24 protein-coding genes are annotated in these 25,908 nt (G+C 61.6%); 16 read left to right on the top strand and 8 right to left on the bottom strand.

The window, feature by feature from the left end:
* Positions 1 to 507, top strand: coding sequence for a sigma-70 family RNA polymerase sigma factor (locus M5G20_RS13225; RefSeq protein WP_273919433.1), 507 nt, complete (start codon positions 1 to 3; stop codon positions 505 to 507).
* Positions 504 to 1,256, top strand: a complete 753-nt coding sequence (locus M5G20_RS13220) for an anti-sigma factor family protein (RefSeq protein WP_273919432.1) — start codon at positions 504 to 506, stop codon at positions 1,254 to 1,256. Before M5G20_RS13225 ends, M5G20_RS13220 begins: the two co-directional genes overlap by 4 nt.
* Positions 1,257 to 1,299: 43 nt before the next feature.
* Here M5G20_RS13220 and M5G20_RS13215 read toward each other — a convergent pair whose 3' ends face one another.
* Positions 1,300 to 2,136 (bottom strand): IclR family transcriptional regulator, encoded by an 837-nt coding sequence (locus M5G20_RS13215; protein WP_273919431.1) that lies wholly within the window; start codon positions 2,134 to 2,136, stop codon positions 1,300 to 1,302.
* Positions 2,137 to 2,381: 245 nt separating this feature from the next.
* Between M5G20_RS13215 and M5G20_RS13210 the strand changes: the two genes are divergently transcribed.
* The 9 genes from M5G20_RS13210 (at position 2,382) to M5G20_RS13170 (ending at position 11,718) form a co-directional block, all read left to right on the top strand.
* Positions 2,382 to 3,407 carry an ABC transporter ATP-binding protein gene (locus M5G20_RS13210; protein ID WP_273919430.1) on the top strand — a complete coding sequence of 342 codons (1,026 nt, stop codon included), beginning with the start codon at positions 2,382 to 2,384 and terminating at the stop codon, positions 3,405 to 3,407.
* Complete coding sequence (locus M5G20_RS13205; protein WP_273919429.1) at positions 3,404 to 4,273, top strand: ABC transporter permease; 870 nt, start codon at positions 3,404 to 3,406, stop codon at positions 4,271 to 4,273. Before M5G20_RS13210 ends, M5G20_RS13205 begins: the two co-directional genes overlap by 4 nt.
* A gap of 6 nt (positions 4,274 to 4,279) precedes the next feature.
* Entirely contained in the window at positions 4,280 to 5,074 is a 795-nt protein-coding gene (locus M5G20_RS13200) for an ABC transporter permease (RefSeq protein ID WP_150735222.1), read from the top strand.
* A gap of 7 nt (positions 5,075 to 5,081) precedes the next feature.
* Positions 5,082 to 5,372 carry a (2Fe-2S)-binding protein gene (locus M5G20_RS13195; protein WP_075947994.1) on the top strand — a complete coding sequence of 97 codons (291 nt, stop codon included), beginning with the start codon at positions 5,082 to 5,084 and terminating at the stop codon, positions 5,370 to 5,372.
* Positions 5,369 to 6,724, top strand: coding sequence for an FAD/NAD(P)-dependent oxidoreductase (locus M5G20_RS13190; protein WP_273919428.1), 1,356 nt, complete (start codon positions 5,369 to 5,371; stop codon positions 6,722 to 6,724). Before M5G20_RS13195 ends, M5G20_RS13190 begins: the two co-directional genes overlap by 4 nt.
* Positions 6,721 to 7,836: an NAD(P)/FAD-dependent oxidoreductase gene (locus tag M5G20_RS13185; RefSeq protein ID WP_273919427.1), complete on the top strand. Its 1,116-nt coding sequence runs from the start codon at positions 6,721 to 6,723 to the stop codon at positions 7,834 to 7,836. The genes M5G20_RS13190 and M5G20_RS13185 overlap by 4 nt, the downstream gene beginning before the upstream one ends.
* Positions 7,837 to 7,854: 18 nt before the next feature.
* A complete protein-coding gene (locus tag M5G20_RS13180; RefSeq protein WP_273919426.1) occupies positions 7,855 to 8,901 on the top strand; it encodes an ABC transporter substrate-binding protein in 1,047 nt (348 codons plus the stop codon).
* 232 nt (positions 8,902 to 9,133) lie between these two features.
* Positions 9,134 to 10,264, top strand: coding sequence for a cell division protein ZapE (zapE, locus tag M5G20_RS13175; protein ID WP_273919425.1), 1,131 nt, complete (start codon positions 9,134 to 9,136; stop codon positions 10,262 to 10,264).
* A gap of 128 nt (positions 10,265 to 10,392) precedes the next feature.
* Positions 10,393 to 11,718 (top strand): leucine-rich repeat-containing protein kinase family protein, encoded by a 1,326-nt coding sequence (locus M5G20_RS13170; protein WP_273919424.1) that lies wholly within the window; start codon positions 10,393 to 10,395, stop codon positions 11,716 to 11,718.
* A gap of 70 nt (positions 11,719 to 11,788) precedes the next feature.
* Here M5G20_RS13170 and M5G20_RS13165 read toward each other — a convergent pair whose 3' ends face one another.
* A complete protein-coding gene (locus tag M5G20_RS13165) occupies positions 11,789 to 12,493 on the bottom strand; it encodes a YebC/PmpR family DNA-binding transcriptional regulator (RefSeq protein ID WP_008063883.1) in 705 nt (234 codons plus the stop codon).
* Positions 12,494 to 12,714: 221 nt separating this feature from the next.
* On the opposite strand from M5G20_RS13165, the gene M5G20_RS13160 reads away from it, so the two are divergent.
* Positions 12,715 to 14,130 carry a type VI secretion system Vgr family protein gene (locus tag M5G20_RS13160; RefSeq protein WP_273919423.1) on the top strand — a complete coding sequence of 472 codons (1,416 nt, stop codon included), beginning with the start codon at positions 12,715 to 12,717 and terminating at the stop codon, positions 14,128 to 14,130.
* Between the two features lie 5 nt (positions 14,131 to 14,135).
* Here M5G20_RS13160 and M5G20_RS13155 read toward each other — a convergent pair whose 3' ends face one another.
* Both M5G20_RS13155 and M5G20_RS13150 read right to left on the bottom strand, forming a co-directional pair.
* Positions 14,136 to 15,527: an FAD-dependent oxidoreductase gene (locus M5G20_RS13155; protein ID WP_273919422.1), complete on the bottom strand. Its 1,392-nt coding sequence runs from the start codon at positions 15,525 to 15,527 to the stop codon at positions 14,136 to 14,138.
* Positions 15,528 to 15,596: 69 nt separating this feature from the next.
* Entirely contained in the window at positions 15,597 to 16,922 is a 1,326-nt protein-coding gene (locus M5G20_RS13150; protein WP_273919421.1) for an MFS transporter, read from the bottom strand.
* A gap of 269 nt (positions 16,923 to 17,191) precedes the next feature.
* Here M5G20_RS13150 and M5G20_RS13145 point away from each other — a divergent pair, with 269 nt between their 5' ends.
* A complete protein-coding gene (locus tag M5G20_RS13145) occupies positions 17,192 to 18,064 on the top strand; it encodes a LysR family transcriptional regulator (protein WP_273919420.1) in 873 nt (290 codons plus the stop codon).
* 118 nt (positions 18,065 to 18,182) lie between these two features.
* Here M5G20_RS13145 and M5G20_RS13140 read toward each other — a convergent pair whose 3' ends face one another.
* Positions 18,183 to 19,046 carry a LysR substrate-binding domain-containing protein gene (locus tag M5G20_RS13140; protein ID WP_273919419.1) on the bottom strand — a complete coding sequence of 288 codons (864 nt, stop codon included), beginning with the start codon at positions 19,044 to 19,046 and terminating at the stop codon, positions 18,183 to 18,185.
* 109 nt (positions 19,047 to 19,155) lie between these two features.
* Between M5G20_RS13140 and M5G20_RS13135 the strand changes: the two genes are divergently transcribed.
* The 3 genes from M5G20_RS13135 (at position 19,156) to M5G20_RS13125 (ending at position 21,937) form a co-directional block, all read left to right on the top strand.
* A complete protein-coding gene (locus M5G20_RS13135; RefSeq protein ID WP_273919418.1) occupies positions 19,156 to 20,265 on the top strand; it encodes a 2-aminoethylphosphonate--pyruvate transaminase in 1,110 nt (369 codons plus the stop codon).
* 90 nt (positions 20,266 to 20,355) lie between these two features.
* On the top strand, positions 20,356 to 21,183 hold the full coding sequence (gene phnX, locus M5G20_RS13130; protein WP_273919417.1) for a phosphonoacetaldehyde hydrolase: 828 nt from the start codon (positions 20,356 to 20,358) through the stop codon (positions 21,181 to 21,183).
* A gap of 196 nt (positions 21,184 to 21,379) precedes the next feature.
* On the top strand, positions 21,380 to 21,937 hold the full coding sequence (locus M5G20_RS13125) for a cytochrome b (protein ID WP_273919416.1): 558 nt from the start codon (positions 21,380 to 21,382) through the stop codon (positions 21,935 to 21,937).
* A 55-nt stretch (positions 21,938 to 21,992) separates the two neighbouring features.
* Here M5G20_RS13125 and M5G20_RS13120 read toward each other — a convergent pair whose 3' ends face one another.
* The 3 genes from M5G20_RS13120 to M5G20_RS13110 all read right to left on the bottom strand — a co-directional run bounded on the left by M5G20_RS13120 (position 21,993) and on the right by M5G20_RS13110 (position 25,685).
* Positions 21,993 to 22,919: a 1-aminocyclopropane-1-carboxylate deaminase/D-cysteine desulfhydrase gene (locus M5G20_RS13120; RefSeq protein WP_273919415.1), complete on the bottom strand. Its 927-nt coding sequence runs from the start codon at positions 22,917 to 22,919 to the stop codon at positions 21,993 to 21,995.
* An 86-nt stretch (positions 22,920 to 23,005) separates the two neighbouring features.
* Positions 23,006 to 25,045 carry an oxidoreductase gene (locus M5G20_RS13115; protein WP_273919414.1) on the bottom strand — a complete coding sequence of 680 codons (2,040 nt, stop codon included), beginning with the start codon at positions 25,043 to 25,045 and terminating at the stop codon, positions 23,006 to 23,008.
* Between the two features lie 169 nt (positions 25,046 to 25,214).
* Entirely contained in the window at positions 25,215 to 25,685 is a 471-nt protein-coding gene (locus tag M5G20_RS13110) for a MarR family winged helix-turn-helix transcriptional regulator (protein WP_150735244.1), read from the bottom strand.
* Positions 25,686 to 25,908 lie beyond the last annotated feature (223 nt).

Raw genomic sequence — 25,908 nt, 5'->3', positions numbered from 1 at the left:
ATGAACGATATCGACGAACAACTGAGAGAAATCATTCCCAGATTGCGCCGGTTTGCGCTGTCGCTGACGCGCAACGCCAGCAGCGCCGACGATCTGGTTCAAGCCAGTCTGGAGCATGCGCTGTCGAGTTGGGGCAGCCGACATGCCGACGGAGATTTGCGCGCCTGGCTGTTTGCGATTCTGTATCGACAATTTCTCGATGCGCACCGACGCACAAGGCGCTATGCGCGAATGCTCGAATTTTTTACCGGACGCGACGATGCGCAGCCTTCCGTGGAGCGCACCGTGATCGCCCAATCGACCCTGGACGCCTTCGACCGCCTGCCCACTGAACAGCGCGCCCTGCTGCTGTGGGTGTCAGTGGAAGGCCTGAGTTATAAAGAGGTCGCCGAGATTCTCGACGTCCCCACGGGCACCGTGATGTCCCGCCTGTCCCGGGCTCGCCAGGCCCTGCGCCAACTCAGTGAAGGTGAAATCACCCGCCCTGCCCTGCGGAGACTCAAATGATCAGCATGCCCCCGAGCGAGCGTGATTTGCACGCCTATGTCGACCACCAACTCAGCGAGGACGACCGACGTCTGGTAGAGACTTTTCTCACAAGTAATCCGCAGGTTTGCGCGCAAGTACGCGCCTGGCAGCAAGATGCCCAGCAACTGCGCGCGGCCCTGAGTGGCGCGCTGCAGCAACCGGCCAATCCGGCACTCGATCCCGCCATGATTCGCCAACGCCTGAAACGCCAATCGCGACGCCATCTGGCCAGCGCGGCCGTGTTGCTGATCGCCGTCAGCATCGGCGGCTTCAGTGGCTGGCAGGCCCGGGAAATGGCATTTGTCAGCACTCAGCTACCGATGACCGATGCGTTGCAGGCCTATCGTCTGATCGCCCAGCAAGGGATTTTGCCGGCCGACTACAAGGCCAGCGACGACGGCGACATGCAGGGCTGGCTCGACCGTTACTTCACCCAGGCCAATCGCTTGCCTGACCTGTCGGGGGCCGGCTTCAAACCGGCCAGCGGGCGCTTGCTCAGCACCGAACAAGGGCCGGCGGCGATGGTGGTCTACGAGAATCAGGGCGGGCAGAAAATCAGTTTTTACGTGCGGCCACCGGGTCCGAAAAATTACCTGCTGCCGAGGGGCAGTCGCAGCGATGGCGGTTTGCAGGCTGAGTACTGGTCGGGGGGCGGCTACAACTATGCGATGGTCAGCCCGACAGATACGCCGGCTGCGCAGTTGCTCAAACAGACCACGCAATTCTGACTCTCCCTTGCAGGAGCCGGCTTGCTGGCTCCTGCAAGGCTGTTTACCCCTGCCCAAACACCTGCGAAGGTCTGCGCAGCAGCGGATCGAACGGGTTGATCCGCGGCCCGATCAGCGCGGCTTCACGTTTGAGCATTTCCACCACCGTCGGCAAGCGATCGGGCCCCAGCCGGTCCGTCACGGTTGCCACACTCAACGCCGCCACCGCCCGCCCTTCACGGTCAAGAATCGGCACCGCCACCCCGGCCATGCCCTGCAACACGCCGGTGTTGCGCCCGGCATATCCGAGCGTGCGTACGCTCTCGACTTCCGCGCGCAGGAACACTTCGTCGTACAAATGGAAATCCTTCAACCGCGGCAGGTTGTAGTGGATCACCGTGTCCCGCTCTTCATCCGGCAGAAACGCCAGGATCGCCAGGCTGCCCTGGCCCACGCCCAGCGCCACGCGCCCGCCGATGTCACCGGTGAACGTGCGGATCGGAAACGGCCCTTCACTGCGGTCCAGGCAGATCGCATCGAAGCCACTGCGCGCCAGCAAAAACAATGAGTCGCCCAGCGAGGCCGACAGCCGCAACAGCGACGGCCGCACCAATTCACGCAAGTTGCCACTGTTGCCCGCGCGGGCGGCCAGCGCGAAAAAATCCAGGCTGAGGCGATAGCGCTTGCTGCGCGCATCCTGCTCAACCATGCCCTCGTCCATCAGGCTGCGCAGCAAACGGTGGGTCGTCGGTTGCGACAAGCCGATGTGTTGGGCCAGTTGTGTTACCCGCTCACCCCCTTCGACCGTATCGCCCAACGCACGCAGCACCGCAAACAGCCTTGAGACGGCGCCGACACCGACCTCATTTTTTGCTTCATTCCGCTCAATGGAATCCGACATGTAGTTTCTCGACAATTAATTTACTGATCGAATAAAACTGAAAATAATCATCGCCTCAGTGAAATAGGCCATTGAGCCCATCCTAGTCTTCGTCCTAATCTGCGTCCAGACAGGGGCGATTCGAACAACAGCGGCAGCCGACTCAAGTCGAGCGCCAACGCACCCCGCAACATCCTTTCGTATCTGCCCATACAAAAAAGCGCGCCTTCGGGCGACGCATAACAATCTCAGGTGGAGGCGCAGTCATGGCTTTTGTGCAACTTGAAAAACTCGGCAAACGCTACGGTGAAATCGACGCCGTGGTCGCCACCGACCTTTCGGTGGAAAAAGGCGAGTTCGTTTCCCTGCTCGGCCCTTCCGGGTGCGGCAAGACCACCACCCTGCAAATGATTGCCGGCTTCGTCGACGTCACCAGCGGACGCATCGTGCTGGATGGCCGCGACATCACCCACGCCAAACCCGCGAGCCGTGGCCTGGGCGTGGTGTTCCAGAGTTACGCGCTGTTCCCGCACATGACCGTCAAGGACAACGTCGCCTTCGGCCTGCGCATGCGCAAGGTGCCGAGTGCCGAGATCCAGCAACGGGTGGATCGGGTGCTGAAACTGGTTCGTCTGCATCAGCACGCCGAGCGTTACCCGCGAGAACTTTCCGGTGGCCAGCGCCAGCGTGTCGCCCTGGCCCGGGCGCTGGTGATCCAGCCGCCGGTCTTGCTGCTCGATGAACCGCTGTCCAACCTCGACGCCAACCTGCGCGAAGAGATGCAATTCGAGATCCGTCGTATCCAGCGCGAAGTCGGGATCACCACGCTGATGGTCACCCACGACCAGTCCGAAGCGCTGTCGATCAGTGACCGTGTGGTGGTGATGCAGGCCGGACGCATCACCCAGATCGATGCGCCCTACACCCTCTACGAACACCCGCGCACCGAATTCATTTCCGGGTTCGTCGGCAAGGCCAATCTGCTGCCCGGCGAACGTGACAACAGCGATGTGGTTCAAGTGTGCAGCCGTGGCGAGGGCGATCTGACCCTCAGTCTGCGTCCGGAGAAAATCGATCTGCGTGATGCCGGTCATGGCCGCTTGCAAGGCAAGATTGCCAGCCGCTTCTTTCTCGGCAGCCAGTGGCTCTACAGCGTCGCGACCCCTCTCGGTGAACTCTGCGTGGTGCGCCGCAACGATGGCTCGGCACCGCTGAGCGAAGGCACGGCGGTCGGCCTCGATTGGGATGCTGCACTGCTGCGCGTGCTGACTGTCGACGAGGTGACCGCATGAGTGCACTCGCCGCCATCCGCCAGGGGCGCCAGGGCTACCTGCTGTCGGCGCCGGCCCTGGCCTTGTACCTCGGTCTGCTGCTCATCCCGCTGGGGTTGACGCTGGTGCTGTCGTTCAACGTCTTCGACTACAACTCCGGCATCAACGGCAACGCCTTCACCGTCGAACACTACAGCAGCCTGCTGGGTGATCCGTACTTCTATGAAATCTTCCTGCGGACCCTGTGGATCAGCGCCCTGACCACCCTGCTCTGCGTGCTGATCGGCGTTCCCGAGGCTTACATCCTCAGCCGAATGGGCACCCCGTGGCGTTCGATTTTCCTGATCCTGATCCTCACCCCGCTGTTGATTTCGGTGGTGGTACGCGCGTTTGGCTGGAGCCTGCTGCTCGGCGCCGATGGCCTGGTCAACCAGACCCTGCAAGCCTTCGGCGGCTCGCCGGTGAAACTGCTCTATACGCCGTTCGCCGTGGTGATCGCACTGGTCCACGTGATGCTGCCGTTCATGATCATTCCGGTCTGGACCAGTTTGCAGAAACTCGACCCGGCCGCCGAACAGGCTGCGCTGTCGCTCGGTGCCAGCCAGTTCACTGTGATTCGCCAGGTGGTGCTGCCACAGATCATGCCCGGTGTGCTGTCCGGCACCCTGATCGTGTTCGGCCTCGCCGCCAGCTCTTTCGCGATACCCGGCCTGCTCGGCGGACGGCGCCTGAAGATGGTCGCCACGCTGATCTACGACCAGTACCTGTCGGAGCTCAACTGGCCCATGGGCGCGGCGATTGCCGTGGCTCTGCTGCTCATCAACCTGCTGATCATGCTGTCGTGGAACCGCATGATCGAAGGCCGCTACAAGAAGTCATTGGGATAATTCGTCATGTCCAGGAACGGTCCTTTCGCCCTGCTGTTTCATACCCTTGTGGTGCTGTTCATGATGGCGCCACTGGTGGTGGTGTGCCTGGTGGCTTTCACCCCGGAAAACACCCTGAGCCTGCCGACCACCGAGTTTTCCCTGCGCTGGTTCCGTGCCGTGTTCGAGCGTGCCGACTTTGTCGATGCGTTCTACAACAGCCTGATCCTGGCGTTCAGCGCCGCCTCGCTGGCGACGCTGGTGGCGGTGCCTGCCGCGCTGGCAATCACCCGTTTCGAGTTTCCCGGCCGGGACTTTCTCAACGGGTTGTTCCTGTCGCCAATCATCATTCCGCACCTGGTGCTCGGGGTGGCGCTGCTACGCCTGTTCGCGCTGATGGGTGTCAACGGCAGCTTCGCCTGGTTGATCTTCGCCCACGTGCTGGTGATCACGCCCTATGTGTTGCGGCTGGTATTGGCCTCGGCCATTGGCCTGGATCGCAGTGCCGAACATGCCGCGCAATCGCTGGGCGCAGGGCGCTTCACGCTGTTCCGGCAGATCACGCTGCCGATGATCCTGCCCGGCGTGGCGGGTGGCTGGCTGTTGGCGTTCATCAACAGTTTTGACGAGGTCACGCTGTCGATCTTTGTCACTTCGCCAGCCACGCAAACCTTGCCGGTACGCATGTACGTGTACGCCACCGAATCCATCGATCCGATGATGGCGGCGGTGTCGGCGCTGGTGATCGCACTGACGGCGCTGACCATGATTTTGCTGGATCGGGTTTATGGCCTGGATCGGGTTCTGGTAGGTAAACAATGAGGTCGCCATGGCGCTGCTGAAACGACTGGCCGAAGGCGACCGCCCGGCCCTGGATTTTACCCTCGACGGCCAACCGGCCAGCGGCCTGCTCGGCGACACCGTGCTGACGGCGGTGCTGACCTGTGGCGAACACTTGCGCGGCAGCGACTTCAGCGCCGAACCCCGCGCCGGTTTCTGCCTGATGGGAGCCTGTCAGGACTGCTGGGTACGCCTGGGCGATGGCCGCCGGGTGCGCGCCTGCTCGACCCTGCTTGAAGCCGGACAACAGATCAACCGCGAACCGGGGCGATCATTATGAAACCGGTGGTCATCATCGGCGCCGGTCCCGCCGGTATCCGTGCAGCTCAAACGCTGGTAGCCCATGGCGTGCGTCCGGTGCTGCTGGATGAAGCGGCGCGTGGCGGCGGGCAGATTTATCGGCGTCAGCCGGCCAACTTCAAGCGTTCAGCGGTCAAGCTGTACGGCTTCGAAGCGCGTAAGGCCAGTGCGTTGCACCAGACAATCGACACCCTGTGCGAACAGCTCGATTACCGTCCGCAAACGCTGGTGTGGAACGCCGAAGATGGCGCCCTCGATACCTTGCACGACGGCCACGCCGCACGGCTGGCGTTCTCAAAAGTGATCGTCGCCACCGGCGCCACCGACCGGATTCTTCCGGTGCCGGGCTGGACGTTGCCAGGGGTCTACAGCCTCGGCGCTGCGCAAATCGCCTTGAAATTCCAGGGTTGCGCCATCGGTGAGCGCGTGGTGTTCGCCGGGAGCGGTCCGCTGCTGTATCTCGTCGCCTATCAATACGCCAAGGCCGGTGCGAAAGTCGCCGCGGTGCTCGACAGTTCGCCCTTCAGCGCACAGGCACGTGCCCTGCCCGGTCTGCTGGCGCAACCCGCCACGTTGGCCAAAGGCATTTACTACCGAGGCTGGCTGACCGCCCACGGCGTCCCGGTGCATCAAGGTGCGACCTTGAACAGCATCGCGGGCGACCGGCGCGCGCAGTCGCTGAGTTGGTCCGACTCGAACGGCCAACATCAACTGGACTGCGACGCCGTCGCCTTCGCCCACGGCTTGCGTAGCGAAACCCAACTCGCCGATCTGCTCGGCTGTGAATTCGCCTGGAACCCGCTCAACCGCGCCTGGCTGCCGACGCGAGACAGCGCCGGACGCAGCAGCGTTGCCCAGGTGTACCTGGCCGGTGACGGCGCCGGCATCATGGGCGCCGATGCGGCGGAAATGGCCGGAGAGCGCGCAGCGTTAGCACTGCTCGAAGACATCGGCTACCTGATCGCCCCGCAACGCGCCGTGCAACTGGAACAGTCGTTGTCACGCATCGGTGATTTTCGACAAGGGCTGGAGCGCGCCTTTGCCTTTCCCGAACACTGGGCTGCCGATGTCGCCGATGACGTAATGGTCTGCCGCTGCGAAGAAATCCGTGCCGGCGATATTCGTGAAGTCGTGCGCGAAGGCCATTGGGAAATCAATCGGGTCAAGGCGCACTGCCGGGTCGGCATGGGGCGCTGCCAAGGCCGGATGTGTGGCGCCTCGGCGGCAGAAATCATTGCCTGCGAGAGCCAGCGTGATGTGTCCGAGATCGGTCGGTTGCGAGCGCAGGCGCCGATCAAGCCATTACCTTTTGGCCTGGAGGTCGAAGCATGATCGACGTCGACGCAGTGATCATCGGCGGCGGTATCGTCGGCGCTTCCGCCGCGCTGTTCCTTGGCCAGGCCGGTCAGCGTGTCGCGCTGCTGGAAAGGGATTTTTGCGGTTCGCACTCCAGCGGAGTGAATTACGGCGGCGTGCGCCGGCAGGGTCGTCCATTGTCACAGTTGCCACTGTCGCAACGGGCCCATGCCATCTGGGCGCAGTTGCCGCAATTGATCGGCATTGACGGCGAATATCAACGCAGCGGCCATCTGAAACTGGCACGCAGCGTTGATGATTTACGAGCGCTGCAAGACTACGCCGCCAGTAGCCAGGGTTTCGGCCTTGATCTGCAAGTGCTTGACCGAGAGCAATTGCGCGCGCGATTTCCATGGGTCGGCGACGTGGCCGTAGGCGCTTCGTACTGTCCGGATGACGGGCACGCCAACCCGCGACTGGTGTCTCCGGCGTTCGCCCAGGCTGCACGGCGGCATGGCGCGCAGGTGCATGAACAGTGTGCGGTGAGCGCGGTTGAACATGACGGCCAGCGTTTTCGCGTCCGCACGCAAACCGGTCAGCAATGGCGCGCGCCCTGGTTGTTGAACTGCGCCGGCGCCTGGGCCGGCAACCTCGCTGCGCAATTTGGCGAACCGGTGCCGATGCACTCCGGGCACCCGGCGATGCTGGTCACGGAGCCCTTGCCGTTGGTGATGGACGCCAGCACCGGCGTCGAGGGTGGCGGCATCTATGCCCGCCAGGTAGCACGCGGTAACTGCGTGTTGGGCGGCGGCCAGGGTTTTGCCCTGGACAACACCCGCGCCCGCCCCGGCCAGAGCGCAGTGCTGGAAATCCTTCGCCAGGCGGTCGAGCTCTACCCGTTTCTTGAAGGTGCCCAGGCGATTCGCACATGGAGCGGCACCGAAGGTTACCTGCCCGATCGCCAACCGGTGATCGGCCACAGCCGCACCCAGGCTGGTCTGCTGCATGCGTTTGGCTTTGCCGGCGCCGGTTTCCAGATCGGTCCGGCGGTGGGCCAGGCACTCACCGAGATCATCTGTAGCGGCGCGTCAAAGACGTCGCTGGATGCGTTTTCGATCAACCGTTTTCACTCCATTTCCGTAGCTTGATAGAGGAAGGTCGCGCCCATGAAAAACTTCAAACGCACTGCTCTGCTCGGTTTGTCCTGCATGAGCGCCCTGCTCACCGTCACCCAGGCCCACGCCGAGCCGACGCTTTACCTGGGCATGAACGGCGGGACCATGGAGCGGCTCTATGCCGACAAGGTGCTGCCGGATTTCGAGAAAGCCAACAACGTCAAAGTGGTCATCGTGCCCGGCACCTCTGCCGACATTTTGGCCAAGGTCCAGGCCAGCAAAGGCAACCCGCAGATGCACGTGATGTTCCTCGACGACGGCATCATGTACCGCGCCATCGCCATGGGCCTGTGCGACAAGCTGCAGGACAGCCCGCCCCTGCAACAGATTCCGGCCAAGGGGCGGATCAAGGATGAGGCTGTGGCGGTCAGCCTCGGCGTCACCGGGCTGGCCTACAACACGCGCCTGTTCAAGGAGAAAGGCTGGGCTGCGCCGACCTCGTGGATGGACATGGCCGACCCGCGTTTCAAGGACAAACTGGTGTTCCAGTCAATGGCGTCTTCGACGTTCGGGCTGCATGGGTTCCTGATGTTCAACCGGATACAGGGCGGCAATGAAACCAACGTCGACCCGGGCTTCAAAGCCTGGCCGAACAGCGTCGGGCGCAACGTGCTGGAGTACATTCCGAGCTCGGCGAAGATTTCCGAAATGCTGCAGACCGACGAAGCTGCGTTGTTCCCGTTGACGCCAACCCAGGTCACCGCGCTCAAACTCAAGGGCATGCCGGTGGAGTACGCCCAACCGAAGGAAGGCGCCGTGGTACTCAACGTCGCCGAATGTGCGATCGCCAACAACACACAACCGGAACTGGCACAGAAACTCGCCGCGTTCCTGCTCACGCCTCAAGCCCAGGCCGCAGCACTAGAGGATGGGGATCAGATTCCTTCCAACCCCAACACACCGACCACCGACCGCACCCGTGGGCAGGTCGAGGCGATGAAGCAGTACCTGGAAACCGCGATTGCGGTGGATTGGGACCAGGTCAACGAACAGCGCCCGGCCTGGAATGCACGCTGGAATCGGAGTATTGAACGGTAGGGATTGCTCCAGCAGGTCACGCAAAACGTGTAGGCGCTGTCGAGTGGATAGGGGCAGCGCCTACACAGGTTCGGACATCGCCAGGAACGGGAGATAACCTGTACACGCCGCAATATTTTGTCCAATATTCCCGGGTTTTCGTCGACACAACTGGCAGCGAAATTAGCCGACTGGTTAAACTATGCCGCCGCAGGTCGGGGAGCCTGCCAGAAGATTACGGGGTGACATCACATTGGCCGTTCGACCGACCAACCGCTCGCGACTCACACCGCGCTGGCCGTCGTTGCGCCGCCTCTTCGGTAAGGCATCGACCGCGTACGGCAATGGCTCGGCAAACGACCGGGTCATTCACGACTACTTTCATCACAAGGCCATCGCCCAGGGCTACACCCTCAGTCACAGCCAGCAACGGGTGATCGACTGCATGGCGCAGCACGCCCGTTCACTGCTTGAAGCCGGGGCCAAGCACCTGCCCGGGCTTTATCTGCATGGCGCCGTGGGCCGTGGCAAGAGCTGGCTGCTGGACGGCTTTTTCCAGGCCATTCCGCTGGCGCAAAAGCAGCGCCTGCATTTCCATGAATTCTTCGCCCGGCTGCACCAAGGGATGTTCAACCATCGCGAACAACCGGACGCGCTGGCCACCACGCTCGATGAACTGCTGAGCGATTGCCGTGTGCTGTGTTTCGACGAGTTTCACGTCCATGACATCGGCGACGCCATGCTGATCACGCGACTCTTCAAGGCACTGTTTCGCCGCGGTATCCTGCTGCTGGTCACGTCCAACTACCCGCCGGAAGGTCTGCTGCCCAACCCGCTCTACCATGCCCGCTTCAAACCGGTGATCGACCTGATCAATGCGCGCATGCAGGTCATGGAAGTCGGCGGGCCGCACGACTACCGCAGTCAGGCCAGAAGCCACGCTCAGCAGTTGTTCACCCAGGGCCAGTACGTCTGGCCCGCGACACCCGCGCAGCGTCGCGCGGCGAACGTGCCGGCCACGGATGCCCCGGCGATTGCCCTGCCTGTCGGCACTCGCCACCTGCCCGCACGCTACTGCGAAGGACGCGCCGTCGGCTTCACCTTCGCTGATCTGTGCGATCAGCCCACGGCTGTCATGGATTATCTGGAACTGTGCCGACGCTTCGATCGCTGGATCATCGATCAACTGCCCAACCTGGCCGACTGCTCGATTGCCGCGCAACAGCGTTTCATCAACCTGGTGGACGTTTTGTACGACCAGGACAAGCATTTGATTTTGCTCGGGCAGCGCTCGTTGCGTGAAAGCCTGGGCGGCGATGCCATCGATCTGGCGCGCACCCGCAGCCGGTTGGGGCAGTTGGTTGAGGTGCGGGAGCCGGTTTGACCCCGGGCTTCAGGTAGACGATACCGGCCTCATCGCGAGCAAGCTTGCTCCTACAGGGGATCTGACCGGCAATGGAGTTTTTCCCGCTATCATGCCGCCCATTCATTCGATCTACAGCGACCCCCAATATGCACACCCTTGCACAACTGCGCGCCGGAGCGCTGGCAGGCATCACTCGCCTGGACCTCAGCGATAACCTGAGCGAATTCCCCCGGGAAATTTTCGACCTGGCGGATTCGCTGGAAGTGCTCAACCTCAGTGGCAATGCCTTGAGCAGCCTGCCGGACGACCTGCATCGCCTGACCCGTTTGCGCGTGTTGTTCTGCTCGGACAACCTGTTCACCGAACTGCCGGCAAGCCTGGGCCAATGCGCGGCGCTGACCATGGTCGGTTTCAAGGCCAACCGCATCGAACACGTACCGGGAAATGCACTGCCGCCGCTGCTGCGCTGGCTGATCCTGACCGACAATAACGTCAGTGAACTGCCGTGCGAACTGGGCCAGCGTCCACACCTGCAAAAGCTCATGCTGGCGGGCAACCGGTTGCAGCAGTTGCCCGACAGTTTGCGTAACTGCCATCGACTTGAATTGATCCGTATTGCCGCCAACCGCCTGACCGGGTTGCCCGAATGGCTGCTGCGCCTGCCAAGCCTGACCTGGCTGGCCTATGCCGGTAACCCGCTGGAAACCGAAGCCGATGTCGCCGCCCTCGAAGCCACCGCGAACATTGCCTGGTCGCAGTTGCATCTGGAACAGCCATTGGGTGAAGGCGCTTCAGGGGTGATTCATCGCGCGACGTGGGCCAAACCGGGGCAGCCTGCCGCAACGGTTGCGGTCAAACTCTACAAAGGCGAAATGACCAGCGATGGCTCGCCGCTGCACGAAATGAACGCCTGCATCACCGCCGGCCTTCACCCCAACCTGATTCGCGTAGAAGGCCGGATTGTCGATCACCCGCAACAAACCGACGGGCTAGTAATGCAACTGATCGACCCGAGTTACCGCAACCTCGCCGGGCTGCCGAGCCTGGCGTCGTGCAGCCGCGACGTCTATGCCGATGACACCCGCTTCACCGCCGCTGTCGCCTTGCGTATCGCCCGGGGCATCGCTTCGGTGGCCGGGCATCTGCACCAGCAAGGCATCACCCACGGCGACCTGTATGGCCACAACATTTTGTGCAACGAGCACGGTGATTGCCTGTTGGGAGACTTCGGCGCGGCGTCATTCCATGCCACGCAAGACAACCTGGAAAGCCGCGCATTGCAACGGATCGAAGTGCGGGCGTTCGGGGTGCTGTTGGGAGAATTGCTGGAGCGGATTACATCGGGGTTGAGCGATGAAGAGCGTCTGCGCCTGGAAGATTTGCAGCAGCGTTGCTGTCAGCCGCAGGTGCTGGCTCGGCCGGGGTTTGATGAGGTTGTTCAGGCGTTGACGGTACTTAACGCCGACAGCTGACAGCCCGTACAAGAATCTGTGGCGAGGGCGCCTGCTCCCACGCCACAGGTCAGGTCAAAGCCAGTCCGGCTTAACCCGCCAATCCGACAAACATGTCCTGCACGTCATCGTGGTTATCGAGGCCTTCAAGGAAGGCTTCGACTTCAGCCATCTGCTCATCGCTCAGGCCGCTGACCGGGTTCTTCGGCTGGTAGCCCAGTTTGGCCGACAGCACGGTGAAGCCTTGCTCTGGCAGGGCTTTCTGGACCGCGTCGAGGTCGGTAGGTTCGGTCAGGAACAGGGTCGCGCCGTCTTCACCGGGCTCGAAATCCTGGGCGCCGGCTTCAATAGCGGCCATTTCCGGATCGGCATCCGGGGTGTCCGGCGAGGCTTCGATCATGCCCACATGGTTGAAGTCCCAGGCCACCGAACCGGAAGCGCCCAACTGGCCCTTGCGGAATGCGACGCGGATTTCAGCGACGGTGCGGTTGATGTTGTCGGTCACGCATTCAACGATCAACGGCACCTGATGCGGTGCGAACCCTTCGTATGTCACGCGATGGTATTGCACGGTTTCGCCCAACAGGCCCGCACCTTTTTTGATGGCGCGATCCAGTGTTTCCTTGGGCATCGATGCTTTCTTGGCCTGTTCCACTACCAGACGCAAGTGTGCGTTGGTGGCGGTATCGGCACCGTTGCGTGCAGCAATGGTGATTTCTTTCACCAGTTTGCCGAAGATCTTGCCCTTGGCGTTGGCTGCCGCTTCTTTGTGTTTAACCTTCCACTGTGCGCCCATTACTCACTCTCTTGTCTATGGCGCCGAGACATCTATTGGCCGACGCATGGCGCCAAGTTTATACGGCCTAAAGTTGGCAATCGACCAAAAAATCTCAGCGGCAGGCATCGACATCTTCACCGGCTGCTGTAGGGCAATTCGGAAACTTCGGTTCGCGATGACTATAAGCGTTCGTGGTCTCGTACCCTCAGCACCCGTACTCCTCGGTAGAAGCGCGTTCGATGCACAACGACAAGGAAAGTCCCTTCACCCTGACACTTCTCGGCGACGACTTGAGTCTGCAGGTGGTGCAGTTCAGTGGCCGCGAGGCCCTCAACCAACCCTATCGATTCGATATCGAAGCCATCGGCCTCGCACCGGCCGTGCCCCTTGAGCGGTTGCTGCAACAACCGGCGCTGCTGGTTATCGACCATCATCAGTGCATTCACGGTGTGCTGCACAGCGCCAGCCACGAACATCGCGGGCAACAGCGAATCGGTTACAAACTGGTGCTGGTGCCTGCGCTTCAGGCGCTGGACCGGCACAGATCGCGACGCATTTTCCAGCAGCTCAGTGTGCCGATGATCCTGGGTCAACTGCTGCAAGACCACGGCCTGGCCGACGACAGCTACCGCTTCGAACTCGAGAATGGCCACTATCCCCTGCGGCCTTTTTGCATTCAGTACGAGGAAAGCGACCTCGCGCTGCTGCAACGGCTGTGCGAGGAAGAAGGCATTCATTATCACTTCGAACATGGCGCCGCCGGGCATGTGCTGGTGTTTGCCGATGACAGCCTGAGTTTTCCGCAGGAACCACTGTTGATGCCTTTTCACACCGACAGGTCCGCGATCGCTCAATCACCGGTGATCAGCGAGCTGTTCCAGCGCCATGATTCACTGCCATTGCCACCACGGGTCGATGCCCGGGATCGTGGTGCACCGGACACCGAGGACGGCGCCGCCAATCACGCCTCCCCGCGAGCGGCCATGCCCTTGTCACGCCCTGCTCAGCCACAGCGCCATCGCGAACAGCTGAGTCGCCGGCATCTGGAGCGCCTGCGGTGTCAGCAGGTAAAAATCCACGGGCAGAGCAATCACGGCCGATTGCGCAGCGGGTGCATTGTGCAGGTGGCTGAACATCCGCTGCCGGGGTTCAACGATCAATGGCTGGTGATCCAGGCGCAGCATCAAGGGCAACAGGATTCGATTCTGCAGCAGGATTCACCCGGTCCGCCCCGTCGTTACCACAATCAGTTCAGCGCGATTCCCTGGTCGACGGTATTCCGGCCGGCGCTTCAACAAGACCGGCCGCGCATCCCCGGCTTCCAGCCTGCACGGGTGTGTGGGCCGGCCGGTAAACCGGCGGTTCAGGATGATCAGGGGCGAATCCAGGTGGATGTGTGGCCGGCGCCAACACGCGATTGCGAGGCGTCTGCCGGTCTCTGGCTGCCGGTGGCGTATGCCGGGCTCAACGCCACCGCGATGCCCTTGGCTGGCAGCGACGGGTTGGTCAGCTTCCTCGACAGCGACCCCGACCGGCCGGTGTTTTGCGCAAGGGTCGGGCAACGCCCATCGCCACCTGCGCCTCGTCCCCAGCCGCGTGGCGACACCCGTCTGTTGTTCGATTGGCTGCTCAATCGCTCCGACCACAAGCTGTAGAGGTATCAGCCCTTGTCGGCCTTGCCGGCGGCGGCCGCGAACTTCGCCAGACGCACGTCCAGGTGCCGTGGTCGATGCCCGTGGTCCTCGGCGCGCTCCTTGCGGCGGATCGCGTTGCGCACCATCAACGAGCCGAGATAGCGAATCGGCTCCGGCGGAAAGAAACCCAGCGGCCCGTTGACCAAAGGCGAGCGGGTCCAGGCATTGTCGAGCCCCTGGACCATCGAAGCGAGAATCTGCCCGCCCATGTGGCACGGGCCGACGCCGCTGCCGGAGTAGCCAAAACCGTAGAACACGTTGCCACTGGCACTCATCTGCCCGAAGAACGGCAGCCCGGTGACCGAGCGATCCGACGGGCCGTTCCAGGTCGCTTCGACCTTGACGTCGGCAAACGCCGGGAAGAAGTCCGTCAGGCTGCTTCGCAACAGACCGGCATAAGGCGATGGCTGATCGAACACCGGCAACATGCGCCCGCCATAGGCGAACGTATTGCCGCCCTTGCCGAGCATGATTCGACCGTCCGGGGTGTTGTGGTAGTAGTGCACGAAAATCCGCGAGTCGAGCACCGTGACGCCACTGGTCAAACCGATCTCATTGAGCAAATCCGGCCGCGGCTCGGTGATCGCCATGTCGCTGGAAACGATCGCCACGCTGCGTTCGAACTGCGGGAAGGCCCGGGCCATCCAGGCGTTCATTGCCAGCACCACGCGATCGGCGCGGACGGTGCCGTGACGGGTTTCGATCCCCGCCGGTTTGCCTTCTGCCAGACCGGTCATGGCGGTGTTTTCATGAATCTTCACCCCCAGTTGCAGGGCCACGCGGCGCAAACCACGCACCAGTTTGCCCGGTTGCACGCTGGCCGCCGCCGGTGAAAACCAGCCCTCCAGGTGTTTGCTGGAACCGGCCATGCGCTGCACATCGGCCACTGGCCGCCGGGTGAACGAGTTGATGCCATTGCGCTCCAGCGCGGCGATCACCGCATCGGTGGAGCCAACCTGGGCGCGGTTGGTCGCGGTGTAGAGCGTGCCATCGAGGCGGTAATCGGCGTCCACCGCGTATTGCTCGCAGAAGGCGCCGATCGCATGAATGCTGCGTTCGGATTCCTGGACCAGTCGCACGGCCTCTTCAACGCCGAACAGTCGCTCAAGGGTGAAATACTTGGCCGACCAGGACAGCGCGCAACCGCCGTTGCGCCCGCTGGCCCCGGCACCGCAAATATCCGCTTCGATCAGCAACACATCCAGTTCGGGGTTCTGCTCCTTGAGCATGATCGCGGTCCACAACCCGGTGTAACCGCCGCCGACGATACATACGTCGGCGCGGGTATCGCCTTCCAGTGGCGGACAGGTTTCGGATGCATCAGCCTTCAGGGCCTGGTCCAGCCAAAAGGGTCTCATGGGTCATTCTCCGGTCAGTTGCCCGCACGCCAGCCTGCCGCAGGTGCAGCAGGCGACGAGGGACAGGATTCAGGTACGCAAGGGTTTGATGGTCATCGCTTGATTGGGCACGTAGGCAAAGTGAGTGCCCATGCCACCGGGGCGGCTGTTCCAGAACGGGATCAACACCAGTGCGGAGAACATCGCGCAGCCGGCGAAGACGATGAACACGGTCACGGTGTCGAAGTAGCCCGGCAGCAACCCGCCAAGAATCGCCCCGACCGAGCCGCAGCCGTTGACGAAACCGGCCGCCGTGGCACCTGCCTTGGCAGTGCCGAAGTCGATGGCGGCCGAGCCGCTGATCATCGAGTCCGGCCCATAAAGAGTCAGGCCCATGACGAACAACAGCGCTACCACCAATACCACGCTGCCGGTATGCATGGCGCCCATGAAAAACGCCAGGGACACAGTCAGCGCCAGCAGACTGATCACGCAGGCCGGCATGCGCCGGGCGCCAAACAGCTTGTCCGAGGCCAGGCCAATCAGGATCGGCCCGAGCAACCCGGCCAGTTCAAACGCGGTGGGAATGATTGCCGCACCGACCTTGCCCACCGAAGGCATCTGTTCGAAAACAATCACCGGGCCCCACAGCAGAATCGCGTAGCGCGCCGGTTTCAACATGAAATACGCCAACCCGAGCACCAGCACCGTGCGGTTGCGCAGGATTTCCTTCAATGGCACCCACATGCTGATTTTGCTTTGTGCCTCAGCTTGTTCGGCGGTCAACTCGGGTTCCGGTTCCACCGCCGGCAAGCCGACGTCTTCCGGTTTGTTGCGTTGGAAAATAAAAAACAGCACAGCGACCAGCCCTACCACCGCCGCACTGGAAATGAACGCCGCATGCCAGCTGCCGACGAGCGTGTACGCCCACCAACCGGCAAACGGTGACGCCACCAGACCACCAAAGGCGTAGCACGAGCTCCATAAGCCCAATACACGCCCACGTTGCTCCGAGGGGAAGAAACTGCCGAGGTTCTTGCACAGCCCCGACCAACCGGTGGACTGCGCCAGGCCTTGAATCAGCATGCAGGTGGCGAAGATCGGTAGCGTGGCGAAACTGCCCATCACCAGCGCGGCGGCTGCCGATATCAACAAACCACCGAGTACCACAACCCTTGGGCCGAAGCGGTCGGCCAGGATGCCCCAGGTGAATTGGCCGATGGCGTAGGCGGTGAGGTAAATCGCGTCGAGGTTGGCCATGGCCATTTTGTCGAGCATGAACGTCGGGTCTTCGCCAATACCGAGTTTGGCGACCGAAAAGGCTTTGCGGGTGAAGTAGAAAGCGGCGTAGGCGAGCCAGGTGATCGCGAAGATCTGCACGCGCCAACGCTTGATGGTGCCGATGTGCTTGTTCATTGTGGTTCTGACCTCAGGGTGTGAGTGTGCCGGCAGAATGTGAAGAAAACGCCTGTGTTTTTTATTGTTGAGCACTGCGAAATCGCCTTGTCCCTGTGGGCGATTCCGGTCAGATGAGTCCTGTTGATGCACGCACAGGCTCATGGCACCCGCTGCTGTTCGACTGAACAGTCAGCGGGGCTGAGGTGGATAAAAACAATTACTGATTAATAAGTGAAATCGATTTATCGTATTTCAAAAATAAGCTCAGCTTGTTACTGGAGATACCCATGTCGGTTTCCCACGCCCAACTCAAAGCCTTCCATGCCGTGGCCGTGCAGGGAAGCTTTACCAAAGCCGCCGAGCGGCTGTTTTTGACGCAACCGGCGATTTCCGACCAAGTGCGCAAACTCGAAGAGCGCTACGGCGTGTTGCTGTTCCATCGCAACAAGCGTTCGGTGCGCCTGACTGACTTGGGCGAACGCCTGCTCGGCGTGACGCAGAAATTGTTCGTCATCGAAGCCGAAGCACAGGAACTGTTACAGGACTCCCAGGCCTTGCAAACCGGCAGCCTGATTCTGGCGGTAGACGCGCCGGTCCACGTGTTGCCGCAGATCGCCCGCTTCTGTGAGCGCTACCCCGGCATCAGCGTCAAGATCGAAACTGGCAACACCGATGAGTCGCTGTTCCGGCTCTTCAACTATCAAGCCGATCTGGCGTTGCTGGGTCGCGATGTCAGCGATGAGCGCTTGCTTTCGTTGCCACTGCGCAATGACCCGATGGTGGCGTTCGTATCCCGCCATCATCCTTGGGCGGATCGCGAATCCATCACCCTCGCGGACCTCGACGACACGCCGCTGGTACTGCGGGAAATCGGTTCGGTGACGCGCCAGACCCTGGAAGAAGAAATGGCCGGCGCGGGGTTTCGTATTCGCCCGGCGATTCAGGTGGAAGGTCGTGAAGCGGCGCGGGAGGCGGTGGTGGTGGGGATTGGTGTGGGTGTCGTTTCGGCGGCCGAGTTTGGTGCGGATTCACGGGTCTGCGCATTGCCGATCACCGATTGCAAACGCCGGCTGACAGAAACCCTGGTGTGTTTGCGCGAGCAGAGTTCGCGGCGGGTGGTGGCGACGTTTCTGCAGATGGTGCGCGAGAGTCTGGTGTAGGCAGGCCCGGCGTCTTCGCGAGCAGGCTCGCACAGTGCTGCTGTGTCGTCCTGAAAATCTGCGGAAGATGCAAATCCCTTGTGGGACCTAGCCTGCTGGCGAATGTTGACGAGTCGCTCTACTTGCCTGTCGCCAATCCGAAAAACGCCTGAATAAGGCGCAAATCCCGCCGCCGCTCCATACACCCCATCATGTGCCGGTTCACCAACCCCTCACCAATAATCGGCACCGCCGCCACCCGTGGATCGTGGCTGACTTCCACCGACGACACCACACCGACCCCCAACTCCGCCGCCACGGCCTCGGTCACCGCTTCGCGACTGTCCAGTTCCAGCAGCACCCGTGGATTGACCCTGGCCTGGGCACACGCTTCATCGAAAGTGCGCCGGGTGATCGAACTCGGTTCACGCAACACCATGATCACCTGATCCAGCTCTTTGAGCGGCACGCCCTTGGATCGCTGCGCCCACGGATGCCCATCGGGCACCAACGCACAAATGCGTGACTCACTCAGCGCCTGCAAATGCAGGCCCTTGCGCGGCTCGACTTCGGTCAACACCGCGACGTCGGCATGCTCGGACAACAACGCCGCCAAGGTTTCCTGAGCATTGCCCAAGCGTAAATTCACGGTGATCCCCGGATAACGCGCACGCAGGCTGGCGAGCATCGGCATGACCATGTGCGGGCCATCCGCCGCCACCTCCAGGCGCCCGGTCAACAACTGCCGGTTGGCCTCGAGCATCACCTGCGCCTCTTCGGCCAGGCCGAACATCGCACGGGTGATCGCCGCCAGTTTGGTGCCCTCCTCCGTCAACTCCACCCGTCGGGCAGTCCGACGCAACAGGGTGATCTGGTAATGCTCCTCCAGCGCCTTGATGTGCCCGGTCACCGCCGGCTGGCTGATGAACAACCGTGCAGCCGCCCTGGTAAAGCTGCCCTCCCGGGCCACGGCATCGAAAGCGCGGAGCTGGAACAGGCTCATGGATAACCCTCACTGATGGCTGGCATAACAACAAACAATTTGATTGATAACCCGGCAAATTGCAATTTAGGCACCAACGCTTCATCCCATCGATTGCGAGGACACGAGAATGAGTACTGCCGCACCCATCCTGCTCACCCCCGGCCCGTTGACCACTTCGGCCCGCACCCGCCAGGCGATGATGGTCGACTGGGGTTCATGGGATGACCGCTTCAATCAACTGACCGCCAGCCTCTGCGAGCAACTGCTGGCGATCATCAACGGCGCCGCCATCCACCACTGCGTGCCGTTACAAGGCAGCGGCACCTTCGCGGTCGAAGCGGCGATCGGCACACTGGTGCCTCGCGATGGCAAAGTGCTGGTGCTGATCAACGGCGCCTACGGCAAGCGCCTGGCAAAGATCTGCGAAGTGCTGGGCCGCTCGTTCAGCACCTTCGAAACCGCCGAAGACGAACCGACCACCGCCGCCGACGTCGACCGCCTGCTGCGAGCCGACGCCGGTATCACCCACGTTGCGCTGATCCACTGCGAAACCAGCACCGGCATCCTCAACCCACTGCCGGAAATCGCCCAGGTCATTGCGCAACACGGCAAACGCCTGATCATCGACGCCATGAGTTCCTTCGGTGCGTTGCCGGTCGATGCTCAGCAGATCCCGTTCGAGGCACTGATCGCCGCCTCGGGCAAATGCCTGGAAGGCGTACCGGGGATGGGGTTTGTCTTCGCTCGCAAAGAATCCCTGGCCAGTGCAGCCGGCAACTCGCATTCGCTGGCGATGGACCTGTATGACCAGCACACCTACATGGCCAAGACCGGCCAATGGCGCTTCACCCCGCCGACTCACGTGGTCGCGGCGTTGCACGAAGCCCTGCTGCAATACAACGAAGAAGGCGGCTTGCCGGCCCGGCACAAGCGCTACGCCGCCAACTGTCAGGCGTTGATGGAAGAGATGAGCAAGCTGGGCCTGCGCAGTTTCCTGCCGGCCGAGATCCAGGCGCCGATCATCGCCACCTTCCACGCGCCGAAAGATCCGCGCTACCAGTTCAAGGCGTTCTACGAGCGGGTCAAGGCCAAGGGTTACATCCTCTACCCCGGCAAACTGACCCAGGTCGAAACCTTTCGCGTCGGCTGCATTGGCTACGTCCAGCCAGCCGAAATGCGCGAAGCCGTAGCCGCCATCGGCGAGGTGTTGCGCGAGATGGAAGTGCTCGAGATTTAAGTCCACCACATTCCCCTGTGTGCGCGGGCAAGCCGCTCACACAGGTAATCGAACGCCTGATTCCCATGTTCTTACAGGAATACATTTGCCATGAACTACACCAACCCAAGCAAACTGCAAGCCGCCATCCTCGACTGGGCTGGCACCGTCGTCGATTTCGGTTCCTTTGCCCCGACGCAGATCTTCGTCGAAGCCTTCGCCGAGTTCGATGTCCAGGTCTCCATCGAAGAAGCCCGTGGCCCGATGGGCATGGGCAAGTGGGATCACATCCGCACCCTGTGCGATCAACCGCAAGTCGCCGAGCGCTATCGCAAAGTCTTCGGCCGTACGCCGACCGACGATGACGTGACCGCCATCTACCAGCGTTTCATGCCGCTGCAGATCGAGAAAATCGCCGAGCACTCGGCGCTGATCCCCGGCGCTCTGGACACCATTGCCAACCTGCGCGAACAGGGCATCAAGATCGGCTCCTGCTCCGGCTATCCCAAGCAAGTCATGGACAAAGTCGTCGAACTGGCCGCCACCAACGGTTACATCGCCGACCACGTGGTCGCCACCGACGAAGTGCCGAATGGCCGCCCATGGCCGGCCCAGGCACTGGCCAACGTGATTGCCCTGGGCATCGACGACGTCGCGGCCTGCGTGAAGATCGATGACACCGTGCCGGGCATTCTCGAAGGCCGTCGTGCCGGGATGTGGACCGTGGCGCTGATCTGCTCGGGCAACGCACTGGGCCTGGACTACGAGGGTTATCGCGCGCTCGGCAGCGATGAACTGGCCAGCGAGCGCAAACGCATTCACGCGCTGTTCGAAGGTTCGCGTCCGCACTACATGATCGATACCATCACCGACTTGCCGCAAGTGATCGCCGACATCAACAAGCGGCTGGCCAAAGGCGAGATGCCGCAAACCCACTGATTGGCTGACAACACCGCCCCCTGCAGGAGCTACCGCAAGCGGCTCCTACAGGGGGCGATGCGATTTGTTGTCAATTAGCTGAACAATGCAAGCTGCGTCCATGAGCCTCAGGTAAATCCTCTGAAACAGGATTACAGTTCAGGCATACCGTCGATCAAGAACGGTACCTTTAAACCGAGCCCCTGAGGAACACCGTATGCCGTGGAAAAGCTCCGCTTCGCGCTATAGCACCGTGTCAATCGCGTTGCACTGGTTAATGCTGGTCCTGCTGGCACTGGTTTATGCCTGCATCGAATTGCGCGGCCTCTTTCCCAAGGGCAGCGGCGGGCGAACGCTGATTGTTGAATCCCACTTCATGCTGGGCCTGACTGTGTTCGTATTGGTCTGGTTGCGCTTGTTCGCACGCAGCCTCGGCCCGGCTCCGCAAATCCTCCCGGCCTCGCCGCGTTGGCAATTAACGCTGGCCAGGCTGATGCACTGGGCGCTGTACATTTTCATGATCGCCATGCCGATTTTTGGCTGGCTGGTCACCAGTGCCAAAGGCAAACAAGTGATGTTCTACGGTTTCGACTTGCCGCTGTTGATCAGCGAGAACAAGGAACTGGCCAAAGAGCTCCAAGACTGGCACGAACTCGGTGGCACCATCGGCTACTGGCTGATCGGCCTGCATACCGTGGCCGGGCTTTATCACCATTATGTGGTGGGTGATAACACCTTGTTGCGGATGATGCCAAAACGGGTAACCCGAACCTGAAGTGTGGCCCCTGTAGGCGCGAGCAGGCTCGCGCCTACAGGACTGATGACAATATTCAGGGTTGAGAATTGAACCCCCGCCGCCCCTGCAAGCCGCCGGTATGAACGAAGATCAGGCGTGTGCCCTTTTTGAATCTGCCAGCTTCGACCTGCTGCCTGAGCGCCAGCAACGCCTTGCCGGTGTACAGCGGCTCAAGAGGAACGCCGCTGGCACTTTCGGCCTGTTCGATGAATTCGAGTAACAGCGGATCAACCCTGGCAAAGCCGCCACGGCAGGCATCGATCAGCTCATAGGCCGAATCAATAATCCCCGCTTGCGTCACAATACTGTCGACCTGCTGCGCCACGCCATGGTCATCCGGCACCGCCAACGCCCCGTAAACCGGTCGTTCGCCCGCTTCGGCAAGCACCAGTCCCGCCAGCGTCGTACCGGTCCCGCAGGCCAGCCACCAACCGTCGTAGTCGCTCCAGCCCAGGCCGCTCAAGTGCTCGCGAACCTGATCCTTGAGCTGCATGCAGCCACGCGCGCCAAGTAACCCCCCGCCACCCTCGGGCACGGGGTGCAGGTCCGGGTACCGGGCTTTCCACGGCAACCAGAAACCCGCTTCATGTCGTGCCCGATAACCGCCATAACCGAGCCAGTGCAGTTGCATGCCGAACGCCTGCAAGTCCTTTACCGTGGGTGTTTCCTGAGGGTGCCCACGCAACAGGCCCACCGTGGAAAACCCGAATCGCTTGCCGGCCGCCGCCAGTGCATGCAGATGATTAGAGTGCGCCCCGCCGAGGCTGATGATGCCATTGGCGCCCGATCGTTCAGCGACGTTGAAATGTTCGATCAGCTTGAACCATTTGTTGCCGCTGATCAGTGGGTCGATCTGGTCCAGACGCAAGAGGGCGACTTCGACGTCGGCCATTGTGAGCCAGTCGAGCGACAGGGGTTCGAGGGGGGCTTGGGGGAGCCTGTCGTTGGGAGAAAAAAGCATCAATGCCGGTTCCGGATGAAGTTCCGGCATCTTAGCAATCAAACGGTGGCGAGGGGCTTGCTCCCTCGCCACCGCTATTGGGTGGATTACAACTCGGCAGCCAACCGTGAGCCCTGATTGATCGCGCGCTTGGCATCCAGCTCGGCCGCGACATCCGCGCCGCCGATCAAGTGCACGTTTTGCCCCGCCGCTACCAGGCCATCCTGCAATTCGCGCAGTGGGTCCTGCCCGGCGCAGATCACGATGTTGTCCACCGGCAATACTTGCGGCTCGCCGGTTTCGCCGATGCGAATGTGCAGGCCTTCGTCGTCGATCTTCAGGTATTCGACGCTGTTGAGCATTTGCACCTGTTTGTTCTTCAGACCGGTGCGGTGGATCCAGCCGGTGGTCTTGCCCAGGCCGTCGCCGACCTTGGACTTCTTGCGTTGCAGCAGGAACACTTCACGGGCCGGTGCATGAGGCGCGGCCTTGATGCCGGCCACACCGCCGCGTGCTTCCAGGTGCGTGTCGATGCCCCACTCTTTCCAGAACTCATCGCGATTCAGGCTGGTGGCCTGCCCCTGATGCACCAGGAATTCCGAGACGTCGAAGCCGATGCCGCCAGCGCCGATCACCGCGACGCGCTTGCCTACCGGTTTACGCTGCAGAAGCACGTCCAGGTAGCTCAAGACCTTGGCGTTCTCAACGCCCGGAATTGCCGGGGTTCTTGGCGCGATGCCGGTCGCCAGAATGATCTCGTCGAAACCGCCCTCGACCAGTTTCGCCACGTCCACGCGAGTGTTCAGGCATACCTCGACGTTGGTGGTCTGCAGTTTGCGGCCGAAATAACGCAAGGTCTCAAAGAACTCTTCCTTGCCCGGCACACGCTTGGCCACGTTGAACTGACCGCCGATCTCGCTGGCCGAATCGAACAGCGTCACCTGATGGCCGCGCTCGGCCGCCACGGTCGCGGCGGACAGGCCCGCAGGACCGGCACCGACCACAGCGATTTTCTTGATCTGCTTGACCGGCACGTAGTTGAGCTCGGTTTCGTGGCAGGCGCGAGGGTTGACCAGGCAACTGGTCAGCTTGCCGCCGAAGGTGTGATCCAGGCACGCCTGATTGCAACCGATGCAGGTGTTGATTTCATCAGCGCGGCCTTCAGCCGCCTTGTTGACGAAGTCCGGGTCGGCGAGGAACGGGCGCGCCATGGAGACCATGTCGGCATCGCCATCAGCCAGAATCTGCTCCGCCACTTCCGGGGTGTTGATGCGGTTGGTGGTGATCAGCGGAATGTTCACCGAACCACGCAGCTTGGCCGTGACCTTGCTGAATGCCGCACGCGGCACCTTGGTGGCGATGGTCGGAATCCGCGCTTCGTGCCAGCCGATACCGGTGTTGATAATCGTCGCACCGGCCTGTTCGATGGCCTTGGCCAACAACACGATTTCATCCCAGGTACTGCCGCCCTCGACCAGATCGAGCATCGACAGACGGAAAATGATGATGAAATTCGGCCCCACCGCTTCACGCACCCGGCGCACGATTTCCACCGGCAGGCGCATGCGGTTTTCGTAGCTGCCGCCCCAACGGTCAGTACGGTGGTTGGTGTGGGCGGCGAGGAACTGGTTAATGAAATAACCTTCGGACCCCATGATCTCGACGCCGTCGTACTCGGCCTGTTGCGCCAGGGTCGAACAGGTGACGAAGTCGCGGATCTGCTTCTCGATGCCTTCCTCGTCCAGCTCTTTAGGCTTGAACGGGTTGATCGGTGCCTGGATGGCGCTTGGCGCGACCTGCTTCGGGCTGTAGGCGTAGCGACCGGCATGGAGAATCTGCATGCAGATCTTGCCGCCCGCCTCGTGCACCGCGCGGGTGACGATCTGATGCTTGAGCGCTTCTTCCTCGGTGGTCAGCTTGGCGGCGCCAGAGTACACACCGCCCTCGTCGTTCGGGCCGATACCACCCGTGACCATCAGGCCAACCCCACCCCGGGCACGTTCGGCGAAGTACGCCGCCATGCGCTCGAAACCACCTGGTTTTTCTTCAAGCCCGGTGTGCATCGAGCCCATCAGGGTGCGATTGCGCAACGTGGTAAAACCCAGGTCCAGCGGGGCCAACAGGTGCGGGTAATGAGCGGCGGTCATCGGTAACTCCACAACGAGCGATCACGGATAAATGTGGGCGCTCTTTGGCGCCCCTCTGTCATGGGATACAGCCTATGAGCAGTCCAGCGGACGCTCAATGACCGAAACTGACAACTTAATGATCGAAATGTGCAGCGACCGACGCCATATCAGGCATCGATGCGCAGGTTCAAGCGTCTACCGGATCATAGTCGTTCACGTTGGATACCTGCGCATGCAGGCGGCCCAACAGTTCGATCAGGGTGTCCACTTCCGCGGCAGAGAGCCCGCTGAGCAGCCGCCGTTCGCGTTCCAGCGCCACCTTGAGCACCCGACCGTGTAGCGCTTTTCCGCTGTCAGTCAGGCTGACGGTGTAACGCCGGGCGTCCTTTGAATCGACCTGGCTGCGAATGTGCCCTGCCGCTTCCAGCGACTGCAGTGAACGGCTGACCGCGCTCTTGTCGAGCCCGATCGTCTGACAGATTCGATTGGCGGTGATGTCATTTTCCACGGCGAGCATCGAGAGCATTCGCCACTCGACCACACCGATGCCGAAATGCTTGCGATAGCACTGCGATGCCCCGGAAGAAAGCTTGTTGGACAAGAAATTCAGCAGTGCGGGGACGTAGCGAGTGAGGTTCAGCTGGGATTCTGCGGACATTGAACGAACACCTTGGATCGGCAAGGACTTGAATATTGGTTGACACCGCAACTAAATAATCGGAGGATTTCTCTGCCGAACGTCACGGGTGATGACTTGCATGATATGTCGTCGCCCTGACTCATAAAAATAATTATCAGGTCTTGGTCATGAACCCTTTCAATTCGATCGCCCTCCACAAACAAGCGCCCGGCTGACCCCTCCTGCCGCCAAAGCTTTGATC

This window comes from Pseudomonas sp. TNT2022 ID1044, from assembly GCF_028656895.1.
Classification (GTDB): domain Bacteria; phylum Pseudomonadota; class Gammaproteobacteria; order Pseudomonadales; family Pseudomonadaceae; genus Aquipseudomonas; species Aquipseudomonas reinekei.
Note: the sequence above shows the minus strand (reverse complement) of the source record. Positions and strands in the feature narration are given on the sequence as shown.